This is a genomic window from Geobacillus sp. E263 (assembly GCF_007197795.1).
GTDB lineage: Bacteria > Bacillota > Bacilli > Bacillales > Anoxybacillaceae > Parageobacillus_B > Parageobacillus_B toebii.
The window spans coordinates 1781412-1796228 of the sequence record NZ_CP041632.1 but is presented as its reverse complement, the minus strand read 5'-3'; the positions used below and the strand labels follow the sequence as shown (position 1 = coordinate 1796228).

At 43.1% G+C, this 14817-nt stretch carries 17 protein-coding genes and 2 pseudogenes; 16 read left to right on the top strand and 3 right to left on the bottom strand.

Annotated elements, in window-relative coordinates:
* Nucleotides 1-206: 206 nt before the first annotated feature.
* The 14 genes and pseudogenes from FNL97_RS09385 to FNL97_RS09320 all read left to right on the top strand — a co-directional run bounded on the left by FNL97_RS09385 (nt 207) and on the right by FNL97_RS09320 (nt 10043).
* Nucleotides 207-338 (top strand): YuzL family protein, encoded by a 132-nt coding sequence (locus FNL97_RS09385; RefSeq protein WP_073967943.1) that lies wholly within the window; start codon nt 207-209, stop codon nt 336-338.
* Between the two features lie 251 nt (nt 339-589).
* Nucleotides 590-1021, top strand: coding sequence for an aminotransferase class I/II-fold pyridoxal phosphate-dependent enzyme (locus tag FNL97_RS09380; protein ID WP_205729464.1), 432 nt, complete (start codon nt 590-592; stop codon nt 1019-1021).
* An 11-nt stretch (nt 1022-1032) separates the two neighbouring features.
* Complete coding sequence (locus FNL97_RS09375; protein ID WP_143415616.1) at nt 1033-2115, top strand: RNA-guided endonuclease InsQ/TnpB family protein; 1083 nt, start codon at nt 1033-1035, stop codon at nt 2113-2115.
* A gap of 41 nt (nt 2116-2156) precedes the next feature.
* A pseudogene (locus FNL97_RS09370) lies at nt 2157-2294 on the top strand (YpjP family protein); the annotation flags it as partial.
* Between the two features lie 145 nt (nt 2295-2439).
* Nucleotides 2440-3147 carry an anthrax toxin lethal factor-related metalloendopeptidase gene (locus FNL97_RS09365; protein ID WP_143415614.1) on the top strand — a complete coding sequence of 236 codons (708 nt, stop codon included), beginning with the start codon at nt 2440-2442 and terminating at the stop codon, nt 3145-3147.
* Between the two features lie 61 nt (nt 3148-3208).
* On the top strand, nt 3209-4003 hold the full coding sequence (gene thyA, locus FNL97_RS09360) for a thymidylate synthase (RefSeq protein ID WP_143415612.1): 795 nt from the start codon (nt 3209-3211) through the stop codon (nt 4001-4003).
* 12 nt (nt 4004-4015) lie between these two features.
* A complete protein-coding gene (locus FNL97_RS09355; RefSeq protein ID WP_015863834.1) occupies nt 4016-4504 on the top strand; it encodes a dihydrofolate reductase in 489 nt (162 codons plus the stop codon).
* A gap of 103 nt (nt 4505-4607) precedes the next feature.
* Nucleotides 4608-5048 carry a YndM family protein gene (locus FNL97_RS09350; protein WP_062678653.1) on the top strand — a complete coding sequence of 147 codons (441 nt, stop codon included), beginning with the start codon at nt 4608-4610 and terminating at the stop codon, nt 5046-5048.
* A 200-nt stretch (nt 5049-5248) separates the two neighbouring features.
* Complete coding sequence (ilvA, locus tag FNL97_RS09345; RefSeq protein ID WP_015863836.1) at nt 5249-6520, top strand: threonine ammonia-lyase IlvA; 1272 nt, start codon at nt 5249-5251, stop codon at nt 6518-6520.
* Between the two features lie 106 nt (nt 6521-6626).
* Nucleotides 6627-6878 (top strand): YpmP family protein, encoded by a 252-nt coding sequence (locus FNL97_RS09340; RefSeq protein ID WP_015863837.1) that lies wholly within the window; start codon nt 6627-6629, stop codon nt 6876-6878.
* Nucleotides 6879-7165: 287 nt separating this feature from the next.
* Nucleotides 7166-8008 carry a DegV family protein gene (locus FNL97_RS09335; RefSeq protein ID WP_062678651.1) on the top strand — a complete coding sequence of 281 codons (843 nt, stop codon included), beginning with the start codon at nt 7166-7168 and terminating at the stop codon, nt 8006-8008.
* A 23-nt stretch (nt 8009-8031) separates the two neighbouring features.
* The gene (locus FNL97_RS09330) at nt 8032-8598 is read left to right on the top strand and encodes an SCO family protein (protein WP_062678650.1); all 567 of its coding nucleotides are present in this window, start codon (nt 8032-8034) and stop codon (nt 8596-8598) included.
* A 78-nt stretch (nt 8599-8676) separates the two neighbouring features.
* Entirely contained in the window at nt 8677-9471 is a 795-nt protein-coding gene (locus FNL97_RS09325; RefSeq protein ID WP_143415610.1) for an SGNH/GDSL hydrolase family protein, read from the top strand.
* On the top strand, nt 9468-10043 hold the full coding sequence (locus FNL97_RS09320; protein ID WP_062678648.1) for a YpmS family protein: 576 nt from the start codon (nt 9468-9470) through the stop codon (nt 10041-10043). Before FNL97_RS09325 ends, FNL97_RS09320 begins: the two co-directional genes overlap by 4 nt.
* Nucleotides 10044-10071: 28 nt before the next feature.
* Here FNL97_RS09320 and FNL97_RS09315 read toward each other — a convergent pair whose 3' ends face one another.
* Together FNL97_RS09315 and plsY are read right to left on the bottom strand one after the other, a co-directional pair.
* Nucleotides 10072-11436, bottom strand: coding sequence for an RsmF rRNA methyltransferase first C-terminal domain-containing protein (locus FNL97_RS09315; RefSeq protein WP_143415608.1), 1365 nt, complete (start codon nt 11434-11436; stop codon nt 10072-10074).
* Between the two features lie 41 nt (nt 11437-11477).
* Complete coding sequence (gene plsY / locus FNL97_RS09310) at nt 11478-12071, bottom strand: glycerol-3-phosphate 1-O-acyltransferase PlsY (protein ID WP_015863843.1); 594 nt, start codon at nt 12069-12071, stop codon at nt 11478-11480.
* Nucleotides 12072-12263: 192 nt separating this feature from the next.
* Between plsY and FNL97_RS09305 the strand changes: the two genes are divergently transcribed.
* Nucleotides 12264-12689 (top strand): OsmC family protein, encoded by a 426-nt coding sequence (locus tag FNL97_RS09305; RefSeq protein ID WP_081188687.1) that lies wholly within the window; start codon nt 12264-12266, stop codon nt 12687-12689.
* Nucleotides 12690-12719: 30 nt separating this feature from the next.
* A pseudogene (locus tag FNL97_RS09300) lies at nt 12720-13271 on the top strand (metallophosphoesterase family protein); the annotation flags it as partial.
* 166 nt (nt 13272-13437) lie between these two features.
* On the opposite strand, the gene pepT reads toward FNL97_RS09300, so the two are convergent.
* On the bottom strand, nt 13438-14670 hold the full coding sequence (gene pepT, locus FNL97_RS09295; protein WP_143415606.1) for a peptidase T: 1233 nt from the start codon (nt 14668-14670) through the stop codon (nt 13438-13440).
* Between the last annotated feature and the right edge of the window lie 147 nt (nt 14671-14817).

Below are 14817 nucleotides of genomic sequence, written 5' to 3'. Positions count from 1 at the left end.
TCGTTGTCGTGTACTGACCGATGGAAGGAATGGTGCACGACAGGTGCCGTCGCTGACAGCGATCCACGGGGTGTCTTTCACAATAGGTGAGACATTAGGCTTCCCTTCCTGATGGAACTCGGGTGTTTCCTGAGCGGTAAGCGGTGTTTCCTGGTTCCATCGCGATGAGCCGATTTTTATAGATTTTAGTAACCAGGTGACATGTGATGCCGAAACGGAAAAAAGATCCGTCCAAAGCGGGATTAGGCGCTCCAAACGTGAAAGGACAAGGAACAACACAAACAGAAACGGGCGCATATGAACTTGACTCCGCCCGCAAGAAAACAAAAATCGATTAACAGAAAAACTCGCAGTCAACCTGCGAGTTTTTCTTATGCATTTGCGATGCAGCTATAAATAAAATAAAGAATCGTAATAATGCTTGCCGCAAAAAAAATCGTGTTCATGCTGTTTCCCGCCTTTCTCTATATGTTTTCTATGGTAAAGTATGATACACTATTTATATAATTCTTTATATATTCATAGTATATATCATTTAAAGCGGAAAAAGAAAGCGTTTTTCCATGTGTAAGCAGGGGGAGATGGAGCAATGAAGTTGGCAGCGCGTATGAAAGCTTTTTCCACATCGATTTTTAGCGAACTATCAATCTATAAAAAACAAAAATGCAGCGAAAAAAATGATATGATTGATTTAAGCATCGGCAGTCCAGATTTACCGCCGCCGCCATTTGTTATGGAAGCGCTTAGCCGTTATGCGAGCGATCCAAAAGCATATGGATATACGCTGAAAGGTAGACGCGAATTTCATGAAGCAGTGGCGTTTTATTATCAAACAGCACATCATGTATCGCTTCATCCGGAAACAGAAATCATGTATGCCATCGGTTCACAAGACGGCCTTGTTCACGAGAACATCCGCCGGAAGCCCACTGCTTTAGCTGTGGAAGGAAGGCGGGGTTTATATTTTCAGTATATATTGAATTTTTCGTTCAGTATAAGTACACTGGATTTAGAAAGGTAGGTGAATCAAGAATGCTCTGCACTCTCAAGATTAAATTAATGCCAACTCTTGAACAGTTTCATGCACTGCTGGAAACAATGAAACGGTTTAACCAAGCATGCAACTATATTAGCGAGATTGCTTTTCGCTCCAGAACCTTTTCCAAAACGAAAATCCAGCGGCTTTGCTACTATGACGTCAGGGAAAAATTTGGCCTCTCTGCCCAAATGACCGTTCGTGCCATCGGCAAAGTGTCGGAAAGCTATCGTTTGGATAAAAAAACCTTGCATAACTTTAAAGAAACCGGTGCCATCGTGTATGATGAAAGAATCCTGTCCTTTAAAGGGTTAGAGTATGCTTCCATCCTTACCTTGCAAGGAAGAATGGAAATCCCTATGGTCATTAGCCGCTACCATCAAGGTTTGCTGTGCGGCAACCGTGTTCGGGGTCAAGCCGATTTAGTCCTTCAAAACGGTATTTTTTATTTACTGCTCGTGGTGGACGTTCCCGAAGGCCAGCCCAATTCCGAAAACGGATTTATCGGTGTGGACCTTGGCATCATTAATATCGCCGTCGATAGCACCGGTGAGGTATTTTCCGGCTCGAAGGTCAACGGGCTGCGCCGCCGCCATGCGAAACTTCGCGCCAAACTCCAAAAGAAAGGCACCAAGTCAGCGAAACGCCTGCTTAAAAAGCGTTCCAAGAAGGAAAAACTATTTGCCCGTGATGTGAACCACTGCATTAGCAAGAAGATTGTTGAAAAGGCAAAGGCACTCGGATGCGGCATTGCCCTTGAAGATTTAAAGGGCATCCGCCAACGCACCGAGAAAACGGTTAAAAAGCAACAGCGTCGTCAACACTCTTCTTGGTCTTTTTATCAGTTGAGAAAGTTTATTGAGTATAAAGCGGCGATCGCTGGCGTGCCGGTGGTATTGGTTCATCCAAAAAATACTTCCCGCACCTGTCCGGTTTGCGGACAGGTGGCCAAAGAAAACAGACCGTCAAGGGATCAGTTTTGTTGTCGAGCTTGTGGGTACGCTGCCCCTGCCGACAACGTGGCTGCGGAAAACATCCGCAGGGCTGCTGTCAACCAGCCGAACGCGGCAGCCAATTAGGCTAGTTGCAAGCCCACGGCTTTAGCCGTTGGGTAGTTGACGTCAGGCGCGAACATCCGCCGCAAGATGGGTATTGGTTTCAATTTCATTACCATACGTGCCACGACAATTTCCAAACCCATTACGAGCTAGGAAAAATTTATTGGGATAAAAATACGCCGCCGCAATGGCGGACGTGAACGGTTTTTTTGCTCCGTTTCCATGAACGTTTCCCGCTGATCCCGCTTCCTTATTTTACACATTTGTCCCCGTTTTTTTGTGTGTTACAATTTAATAGAAAAAGAGATTTTCATATTTGTAGTAAAAGAAGCGGGGGAAAGGATCATGAAACGGATTCTTTTTTGGATCATGATAATGTTGGCGATCGTTCCGCTTCTTTCGTTTTCCCCGTATCCTGCCGCGCACGGCATTTTGCTTGTTGATAGCAATATAGACATTAAACATACAATGCCGTACGATATATTAAGAAAAATGATCATTGTTCCGGAAACGAACTTTTCCCATCATGAGGCGAAAAAAATGATTGATACGCTTGCCCATATCGACCCATCCATATTGCAAAAAGCGGCGGATCATCATATTTACATTCAGCTGTTGACTGGAAAGATTACCGATGAACCGTCGGCGAGGCACTTACACGGAAAAACGCCGCGCGGATATTTGTCCTCTTCTACAACATGGGATGATGTTCCAGGGCTTGGCGGCTCACATTTAGTGCTCGTTAAAATCGGCCACAGCGAGAAGGGAAAAGGGCACGGTTCGGTCAATTTGGAATTGCATGAGTTTGCACATTCCATCGATTACATCGTGTTCGATCATATTCATGAGACGGCGGCTTTCCGTTCGATTTGGCAGGAAGAAGCAGCGAAACTGTTTCCAGATCACTATTATTTCCTTACGTATCCGGAAGAGTATTTTGCCGAATCGTTTGCGTACTATTACTATAGCGATGAGACACGCAGGCATTTGCAAATTGCTGCCCCAAAAACGTATCAGTTTATTCGCCATTTGGCCGAAAGAGCTCGTTTGTGAGCTCTTTTTTTGTTTCTGAATGAGATTCCTTTATGCTATGATAGAACGTGAGGTGATAACATTGCGTCAATACTTACAATTACTAGAAGATATTCTCGAAAACGGAGTAGAAAAAGACGACCGCACTGGGGTCGGGACGTTATCCGTGTTTGGTCGTCAGCTGCGTTTTAATTTGCAGGAAGGATTCCCACTCTTAACAACTAAAAAATTACATATCCGTTCGATCATTTACGAATTATTATGGTTTTTAAAAGGAGATACGAACGTCCGCTACTTGCAGGAAAACGGCGTGACGATCTGGGATGAGTGGGCGGATGAAAACGGCGAGTTAGGCCCGATATACGGCGCGCAGTGGCGTTCATGGAAAGGGGCCGATGGCAAAACGGTGGATCAAATCAGCTGGGTTATTGAAGAAATTAAACGAAACCCAAATTCCCGCCGCTTATTAGTAAGCGCGTGGAATGTGGCAGAGCTAGATAAAATGAAACTGCCGCCTTGCCATTATGCGTTTCAATTTTATGTGGCAGACGGGAAGCTTTCTTGCATGTGGCAGCAACGTTCCGTTGATACGTTTTTAGGTTTGCCGTTTAACATCGCCAGCTATGCGCTGTTGACGCATATGATCGCCCAGCAGTGCGATTTAGATGTCGGCGAATTGATTTTCAATGGCGGTGATGTCCATCTGTATAAAAATCATATTGAACAAGCGAAATTGCAGCTGACGAGAGAGCCGCGGCCGCTTCCGAAGCTGGTGATCAAGCGGAAGCCTGCTTCGATTTTTGAATATGAATTCGAGGATTTTGAAATTGTCGACTATGATCCTCATCCGCATATTAAAGCGCCGGTTGCCGTATAAAGGAGAGATAGAATGATTTCACATATTGTCGCCATGGATCAAAACCGCGTCATTGGCAAAGACAACCGCCTGCCATGGCATTTGCCTGCTGATTTAGCGTATTTTAAAAAAGTAACGATGGGCCATGCCATTATTATGGGGCGCAAAACGTTTGAATCCATCGGGCGGCCGCTTCCGGGAAGAGAAAATGTCATTGTGACGCGGAATCGGTCGTTTCAGGCAGAAGGATGTACGGTGATCCATTCGATCGAAGCGATTCGTCAGTTTGCCGCTAAGCGCGATGATGAAGTGTTTGTCATTGGCGGTGCGGAATTGTTTCAAGCGACATTGCCGTTTGCCGACCGTCTCTACATAACGAAAATTGAGGCGAATTTTCCGGGTGATACGTTTTATCCGGATTTTGAAGAGTCAGAGTGGCGGCTCGTTTCCTATACGAAAGGAATAAAAGATGAAAAAAATCCATATGATTATGCGTTTATCGTTTATGAACGCAAACGTTAACGTGTTTCGCTTTTCGGCGGAACACGTTTTTCTTTTCAATCGAATAGAAGCAGCATAAAAAAGGAACGATAACAGTAAAAGATGATGGAAATGGAGGAATACGATGAAGCATATCGTTCCATTGGCGATTAAATTTATTGGGTGGAGTGTAGTGCTGCTTTCTATTTTTGCGATTTTTAACGCCCCGCCGCTGCTGGTTTTGTTCATGGCGGCAGGAACCGCTGTAGTTTCTTATCTCATCGGTGATCTATTTATTCTGCCGCGCTTTGGCAATTTGGCAGCAGCAATTGCTGATGTTCCGCTTGCGTTTTTGCTTATTTGGCTCACTAGCTACGCACTGATTGAACCGACTGTCAATATGGTGTACGCTTCGTTTTATTGCGCGCTGGCAATCGGTGCGATCGAAGCGTTTTTTCATCTGTTTATGGAAAACCGTGTGCTTGATGAGGAAAGAAAAGAACAAGCGTATCGGTGGTATGACGAAGGAAGGTGGGCGACGGAGTTTGCTGAGGAATATGATCAGGAGAAAGACGACCGCACGTAAGAGGGTCGTCTTTTATTGTTATACGTAAAAAAGCACGCCAAAGATTAATTTTATTCTACTCAAATGGCATAATCATAAACAAGAAAAAAATGGGGAGAAATATTTTTTGTAAACTTTTTGAAAATTCCCTTTCCTTTTTAAAAATTTGTGCTATAATTTACAAATTAAAAAGACAACTTAGAAAGAAAGGGAACGAAAACATGGAACAACAACTTAAACGAAAACAAGGGACCGTTTATGTTGAAGATATTTTAATCGCTTATCATACGTTAAAAGATGTTGTACACCATACTCCGCTGCAAAAAAATCCGTTATTATCGGAACGTTACGAATGTAACGTGTATTTGAAGCGCGAAGATTTACAAGTCGTACGCTCATTCAAAATTCGTGGCGCATACAACCGGATGAAACATTTAAGCGAAGAAGAACGGAAAAACGGCATTGTCTGCGCTAGTGCAGGCAACCATGCGCAAGGAGTAGCGTATTCATGTCGGGCGCTAGGCGTGCACGGAAAGGTGTACATGCCGGCGACAACGCCGAGACAAAAAGTATCGCAAGTACAGCTGTTCGGAAAAGATATGGTCGACATTGTTTTAGTAGGCGATACGTTTGATGATTCATTTAACGAAGCAATAGAGTGTGCCAAAAAAGAAGGACGCACATTTATTCATCCGTTTGATGATGAATATGTCATTGCCGGACAAGGAACGATCGGTGTAGAAGTGTTGAACGACTGTGAAGAGCCGATTGATTTTGTGTTTGCGAGCATCGGCGGTGGCGGATTGATGTCGGGGATTGGTACATATGTGAAAAGCATTTCTCCAGCTACAAAAATTATTGGCGTGGAACCAGAGGGTGCACCATCGATGAAAGCTGCCCTCGAGCAAGGGCATGTTGTGACATTAGAAGAGATTGATAAATTTGTGGATGGAGCGGCAGTCAAAACGGTTGGCGAAAAAACGTATGCGCTTTGTAAAGAAATCATTGACGATATTGTTGTCGTACCGGAAGGAAAAGTATGCACAACGATCTTAGAGCTATATAACGAAAATGCAATTGTCGTTGAACCGGCGGGGGCGCTTCCGATTGCAGCACTTGATTTTTACAAAGACAAAATCCGTGGGAAAACGGTTGTCTGTATTGTCAGCGGAGGAAACAATGACATTGATCGAATGCAGGAAATTAAAGAGCGTTCGATGATTTATGAAGGACTGCAGCATTATTTTATCGTCAATTTTCCACAGCGTGCCGGCGCGCTTCGCGAATTTTTAGATGAAGTATTAGGGCCTACCGATGATATTACTCGTTTTGAATACACAAAGAAAAATAACAAAGAAAACGGTCCGGCGTTGGTCGGCATTGAATTAAAACGCCGTGAAGATTACGAGCCGCTCATTGAGCGCATGAAGAAAAAAGGGTTTCCGTTTCAAGAAGTGAATAAAAATCCAAACTTATTCCATTTACTCATTTAGTGAAAAAACACGAAAAAAGTCGTAAATATTTCGTACATTTCTGACATGCTTTTTTACCGATTTGGTGTATAATAAAAGTAAATCGGTGAAAAAGAGGATTGATATTTTGCTATTCAAAAGCCTAGAGTTCAAAAATGCTTATGGGCAGAAGGTGAAGATTATCGAAATTCCTGTATTGGAGGAAGATAACACGTACCGATTTATGATTCAATTGCGCTTAGAAACGTTTATTGCCAAAGTATATCGATCCCGTAATGCTTGTTCTGTTTACTCGTTTCGGGAATATTTGAAAAAAGTATTAAAATGGCCTGTTTATGAGCAAATTTTTAAGGTCGATGTTTTAAAAAACAATGCTTAAACCTAAAAAAGTTGTTTTGCTTCGGCAAAACAACTTTTTATTTAGTCATTGCCATTTTGTGACTGTCGCACATAAGTTCATATGTCTTTCGATATTTTTTCAAACTTTCCACACATATTGTTGATATGATAATAAAATGAATAGACGTGGAAAATTCCATCGCTTTTTTGGTTTTATCTCTTTTTATGCAGTTCACACTTTTCTTCAGGACATTCTAGATTTTTATAGGAATTTTCCTCTTTTCATTGTATAATTGTACATATAGCTTAAATATTGGGAGTGAATTCATGAAGAACGTGAAAGTTGTAACAGATTCAACGGTCGATTTGCCGAAAGAGGTGTTGCAAGAGCATGGGATTGAGGTAGTCCCACTCAGCTTTACGATTGGTGAGGAAGCGTTTATCGACCGCGTAACGATCACCCCGGATGAGTTTATGGAAAAAATGAAAGAAGCAGAGGAATTGCCAAAAAGCTCTCAACCTTCTGTCGGCGAGTTTCTCGAAATCTATAACCGCCTTGGTGAAGATGGAAGCGATATTATCTCGATCCATATGGCTGGTGAGCTAAGCGGCACTGTTCGCTCCGCGCAGTATGCCGCGACATTAGCGGAAGCAAATGTGACAGTGGTAGATTCGGAGTTTATTTCGCTTGCCCTGGGATTTCAAGTGTTGGAAGCAGCGCAACAGGCAAGACTGGGGAAAAGTGTGGAGGAAATTGTAAGCCGTCTGCGCGACGTCCGTCGCTGTACGCGATTGTACGTCACAGTCGATACATTAGACAACCTCGTAAAAGGCGGTCGTATTGGCCGTGGAAGAGCATTGATCGGTTCGCTTTTAAACATTAAACCGATTGCAGCGCTTGTCGATGGAATGTATACACCGATTGCGAAAGCGCGCAGTTATTCACAAATGATCAAATATTTGACCAATCAATTTATTCAAGATATATCCAATAAAACGATTCGATCTGTCGGGATCGCCCATGCCGATGCGCTTGCATTAGCAGAACGTCTGAAACAATCGATTATCGAAGCGACTGGATATCATCAAATTGATATTGTTCAGACAACGCCGGTGATTTCGATCCATACCGGACCGGGAGCTATTGGTCTCATGTATTACGCAGAATAAAAGAAAAACGGGTGAAGAGAAAGATGAAGCGAATCGTCGTTCTTCTTGTCATCGTACTTCTTGCTGCATGTGGAAAAACAATTCCTGATGCAAAAAATTGGCCGATTGATGATTTTACATTTACCGATCAAAATGGAAAGCCATTCGGTTTAAAAGATTTAAAGGGAAAGGTATGGGTCGCCGACTTTATTTTTACCAATTGCGAGACTGTTTGTCCGCCAATGACAGCCCATATGGCTAAGTTGCAAAAAAAGGCGAAAGAAAAAGGGCTTGATGTTGAATTTGTCTCATTTAGTGTTGATCCAGAAGTAGATACACCGGAAAAGTTAAAAGAGTATGTGAAAAAGTTTAACGGTGATGTATCAAATTGGCATTTGCTTACAGGATACAGCCAGCAAGAAATTGAGAAATTTGCCGAGAAAAACTTTAAAACGATTGTACAAAAACCGAAAAACGAGGATCAAGTGATCCATGGAACAGAGTTTTATCTTGTTGACCAAAACGGTACGATTGTCCAAACTTATAGTGGGGTGCAAGATGTTCCATATGAAAAAATTTTAGAGCATATTGAGATTTTGCAATCGTCATAAAAGGCAAAAATGTAGATACATTTTTGCCTTTTCGTGTTTTCTTCATGTGTGTTTACAAGGTAAGGCAGGTGTAGAATAATGAAAAAATGGGGATTGATTTTTTTATTGTTGCTCTATTGCGCGGGCTGTTCTTCCGAGCAGGCAATCAACGCTGCCAGCTTGCCTGAACGGCAAATAAAGCTGACACCGCGTACGGTTGCTAATGATTTTTTTCCAAAAGATATTCGCGTGCTCGCTCTTGGCGATTCGCTAACAGAGGGAGTAGGGGATCATGAACAAAAAGGCGGATATGTTTCTCGGTTGCGCCAACAATTATTACAGCATAAAGGGGTGCGAACGCTCTCGGTCATCAATTTTGGAAAGCGAGGGTTACGGATTTCCAAGCTTGATGATGTTGTCCATGAGCACGCAAACGAAGTCCGACAGGCGGATCTTATTTTCATCACCATCGGCGGCAATGACATGATGAAAATTGTTCGCTCCCATTTTTTTGATTTATCGTATGCTTTGTTTGAGAAGGAACAAAAACGATTTGCCAAGCGGTTGGATCATCTTTTGGCAATGATTCGCACATATAACCAACATGCTACTATTGTTCTTGTCGGCTTATACAATCCATTTTCTAACTTGCTTCCAAATATTCCGGAAATCAACGATGTGATTGAGCTATGGAATAATGGGAGCAAAGCGGTGTTGGCGCGCTATGATCGGACGATTTTTGTCAATGTGAAAGATTTGTTTGATGGCCGGGATGATGTGTTATATAGCGACCAGTTTCATCCAAATGAAGTAGGGTATGAATTAATCGCAAGACGTGTGTATGAACAATTGCAGCAACACGAAGAAATGTGGTTAGGGAGTTTGGAACAATGAATTGGAAAAAATGGTTTTGGACATTGGTGGTATTGGATATTGCTGTTGTGATGCTTTTTGCTGTTTGGTTGTTTCAGCCGGCTAAACCGATATCGGTGCCGTCTCCGAAAAAAGTAAAAGGAGCCACGTTTACGGTATATTCGAACAAAGAACATTTGAATACGGTGATCAATGATTATATTCGTAAAAAAGCAAAAGACCATCCCGTGCAATATCGAGTTTGGCTTGATGATCGAGTGTATGTGGCAAGCAAGCTCCCTGTATTTGGCCGGGAGATGGACCTCGTCGTTTCTTTTATTCCGAAAGTGGTTAAAGGCGGAAATGTAGTGCTAGAAAGTCCGGAAATATCGCTGGGCGATTGGGAGCTTCCGGTCACGTACGTGTTAAGATATTTACGAAAACACGCGCCATTGCCAGATGAAGTGATCATTGATCCGAAGGTTAACCGCGTGTATGTGGAGCTTACTGATATTCGTTTCGGCAACGGTTATCAAGTTTCCGCTCGGAAAATTGATTTGGCAAAGGATGAAATTGTATTTACGCTGACGATTCCGACATCGGCAAAACAATAAGGGCCGCTTGTGAGCGCGCCCCTATTTATTAGTTGATTCGCAGTCCTTTCGGATAAAAGTTTTTCACCATACCTTTTACTTCTTTTCCCCACCCGAGCGGATAACCATCAACGGTCACAAGCAGCCAGCCGCGGTCTTCTCCCGTCTGAATCGTTTCTCCGCGCAAATATTTTAGACATTCTACGCTGTCGCTTGACAAGTCAAGGGAGTAACGAACGTCTTGCGGCTTTAGCGATAAGGCAAGTGCATGGTTCGGCTCAAACCGCTGCTTTTTCGCTTCTCCTAAGTGAAGACCTGCCCGCACGACTTTCAGGCCATCGAAATTCGGGCAGTGGTCAGGTAGGGCGAATAGATGGTGTTGAAAGGCATACATCGGTTTTTCGATTTCTGTTTGCAATACTTCTTGTTCAAACTGCCGATACTCGCGAACCATTTGTTTGGAGGCGTTTGGCTTGGCATAGCGTCCATTCCATGAAGGGGACGGGCCTGTTTTTTTTATTTTCGCGACAAAATGGCCTTCCCCTTTTAACGAATGCGGCCATAGCCGAGCCGTTCTCTCCATTTCCTCGAAGTTCGTGTTCGTCCATTCCCGTCTTCCCGGCTGAATGCCATGAACTTTTTCAATCGACAGCAATTCAAGATCATCATAGGTTTGTAAAAAAGCTTCTATGGTCTGTTCGTTTTCTTCCGGAGAAAACGTGCAAGTGGAATAGACGAGAATGCCGCCTTCTTTTAACATCTCGTATGCACAATCTAAAATATGCCGCTGTTTGATGGCGCATTGTTCGATGTGCGCTTGGCTCCAAAATTGTACAGCTTCTTCGTCTTTTCGAAACATGCCTTCCCCCGAGCATGGAGCATCTACTAAGATTTTGTCAAAAAAACCAGGGAAATATTTCGCGAGCTTTTCCGGTGTTTCATTCGTAACAAGCGCATTCGTAATCCCAAACCGCTCGATATTTTCCGATAGTGCTTTGACGCGCTTCGGATGAATTTCATTGGCGATAATCAGTCCTTGATTTTTCATCATTGCCGCAAGCTGCGTCGTTTTTCCGCCAGGTGCGGCGCAAAGGTCAAGAACAAACTCCCCTGGATTAGGCTTTAACACTTCAGCTACAAACATCGCGCTCGGCTCTTGGATATAATAGAGCCCTGCCGCGTGATACGGATGCTTTCCAGGTTGTTCGTGTGCGTCATAATAAAAACCAGTTGGGCAAAACGGAACGGGGGAAAGTGCAAACGGGACGAGCGTTAAAAACGTCTCGCGGTCGATTTTCAATGGATTGAACCGCAACCCGTTTGCTTTTTCTTCATGATAGGTGGAAAAAAAACGAGAAGCTTCATCTTCCAAAAGCCTCTCCATTTTTTCGATGAATTCGCTTGGTAATTTCAATGATCCAACTCCTTTCTTGCTGCTCAAAATAATAAGATCATTTATTTTCTGCCCAGCCACTTGATTTTTGGTTCCGTTTTGTTGACAATGCGTTTTATATTCGCGCGGTGGCGGTAAAAGATAAACGCCGTTAATAACGATACTGCGATCATTAGTGGAATGTCATCAGTAAAAAAGATGGTATAAATAACGGCATATACCCCGGCTAACATCGAAGATAACGAAACATACTTGGAAATATATAAAACAATGAAAAAGACAGTAAGAAGCGAAACGAACAAAAACGGTGAATAAAACAGCATCACACCTGCCGATGTTGCGACCGCTTTCCCGCCGCGGAATTTGGCAAAAATCGGATATGTATGTCCGATGACAGCGCACACTCCTGCTAACAGCGGATGTATGTGCACGGAGAACAATACAGGCAGGCTTGCCGCCAGCGTCCCTTTTAGCATATCTCCGCATGTGACGATCATTCCTGCTTTTACGCCAAGGACGCGAAATGTATTTGTCCCTCCTAGATTTCCGCTGCCATGCTCGCGAATATCGATTCCGTATCCTATTTTTCCGACAAGGAGCGCAAACGGAATCGATCCGAGAAGGTAAGCTGTGATCAAAATGAGTGCTTTTTCCATCAACCTCTCTACACCCTTTACTTATCAAATTTGTGCATGTTTTTATTTTACCATGCATGAAAAAAAACGCTAGAAGGAAAATAGAACATATCAACGGAAGGTATTTTTTTTGCATTTATTTTTTTGGCAAAGTAAACTAGATGATAACATGGTTATTTTATCGCTGGAACTGAAAGAGGAGGAAGAAAAGAAATGAAAACGAAAGTAACGTGGAACGGGCAAATGTCGTTTACAGGGATGAGCGCATCAGGAGTGCAAATTCCGATTGATGCTTCCAAAGAAGCAGGGGGACAAGATTCCGGGGCGAGACCGATGGAATTAATTTTACACGGGCTTGCCGGATGTACGGGAATTGATATTATATCGATCTTGACAAAAATGCGGCTTGAAGTTCGATCGTTTTATATAGAAGTGGAAGGAACCCGTGCGGACGATCATCCAAAACGGTTTACGGATATTCACATTCATTATGTGTTAGAAGGGGATTTGCCAGAAGACAAAGTCGTCCGCGCTATTCAATTGTCGAAAGAGAAGTACTGTTCTGTATCCCATTCGTTAAATGCTAATATTACGGCAAGCTACTCCATTAACGGTGTAGAAGGGAAAGAAAATTTGTAAAACGCTAAAGCCGTTGGCGTTCAATCAAAAAAAACCGGCTATTTTCGTGGCGCGGATTTTCCATACGTAAGCGCGAATGTAATCGATAAAAAGACAGGCAAACCGATTCTTCCACCTTATGTTATTAAAAAAGTGAAAGGAATACCGATTGGTTTTATCGGAGTAACTTTATCGGATACACCAAGCATCGTCATTCCAAGCGGTGTGGCTGGGTTTGCATTCAAGGATGAAGCGGAAGCGATTAACGAGGCGGTGAAACAACTAAAACGGCGGGGAGTGCGTGCAATCGTTGTCCTTGCACATAATCCAGGGGTTTCTAATAAAGATGGTTCCAACGCGAGTGGAGAAATTGTAGACATTGCGAAAACAGTGGATGATGAAGTCGACGTTATTTTTGCTGGTCATAATCATGCGTATTTAAACGCCGAAGTGGACGGCAAACTGCTTGTTCAATCATATTCTTATGGAACTGCTTTTTCGGATGTGGATTTAACCATTGATCGGCGGACAAAAGACGTTGTTGCGAAAAAAGCAGAAATTGTGACTACCTATCAAGATAGCATCAAACCTGATCCAAAGATTACGGAAGGGAAAAACCGCGAAGTAGGACCGGTCGATTTGGATGCGCTTATCCATTATATTCAACAGCTTCCTCAGCCATTTGATGCCCGAATCGAAGGGCGCATTCAACAGCTTCGCTAAATATGAAAAAGCTGGTTCCAAAGCGCCGTTGGAACCAGCTTTTCTGTTACGCTTTTTGCTCGAACAGCTTAATAATTTCAATAATGACGTTTGTTGCTTTGATCATGTTGTCGACGGAAATGTATTCATAGCGGCCGTGGAAGTTTTCGCCGCCCGTGAAAATATTTGGAGTCGGCAGCCCCATGTACGAAAGCTGCGACCCGTCCGTGCCGCCGCGGATCGGCGAAATTTTCGGTTCAATATTTAAGTTTTTCATCGCTTCATAGGCGATATCGACAACTTCGCGGACCGGTTCGATTTTTTCTCTCATGTTATAATATTGGTCTTTTATTTCGATCGCGATTCGCTCTTTTCCGTATTTTTCTTGCAGTTTTGCCGCGATTTCCCGCATTTTTGCTTTGCGCTCTTCAAATTGTTCGCGGTCAAAGTCGCGGATAATGTAATGAAGCGCTGTTTCTTCGACATTTCCTTGGAAGGAAAGCAAATGATAAAATCCTTCGTAGCCTTCCGTATGTTCCGGCGCTTCGTTGGCAGGAAGCTGTGCGTGAAATTCCATCGCGATTTTCATCGAGTTAATCATTTTGCCTTTGGCGGTGCCTGGATGAACATTTTTTCCCTTAAATTTGATTTTTGCCTCCGCAGCGTTAAAGCTTTCATACTCTAGTTCGCCAAGCGGACCGCCATCGACTGTGTACGCATATTTAGCACCGAACTTAGCGACGTCAAACTTATGCGGCCCTCTGCCGATTTCTTCATCCGGTGTAAACGCGACGCGCACTTTTCCGTGTTTAATTTCCGGATGTTGGATTAAGTAGGCCATCGCCGTCATAATTTCCGCGATTCCCGCTTTATTGTCCGCGCCAAGCAGCGTCGTGCCGTCAGTGGTGATTAATGTATGGCCTTTGTAGTTTGCAAGTTCCGGAAAATCTTTCGGCGAAAGCACAATATGTAGCGCCTCATTTAATATGATATCATTGCCATCGTAGTTTTCGACAATTTGCGGTTTTACATTGGCGCCGGTAAATTCGGGAGCCGTATCCATATGGGCTAAAAAGCCAATGGTTGGCACATCTTTATCGGTATTTGCGGGCAATGTTGCCATGATATAGCCGTTTTCGTCTATTGTTACTTCTTCCATGCCGATTGCTTTTAATTCTTCTACTAGCATTTTCGCTAGCGTCCATTGACCCGGAGTGGAGGGACAAGTATCACTGTTCGGGTCAGACTGGGTGTCAACTTGAACATACTTCGTAAAACGTTCAATGATTTCGTTTTTCATGATAGTCAGCTCCTTATTATTTACTATCTTTTTCCTTCTTTATTTTATCATAAAAATGAAAAATCATGTTGGTGTGAGAAAAAAGAGCATTCATATGCACTGCATTGATGATAGACATAACGCATAAAGAAATTATATAATAATATT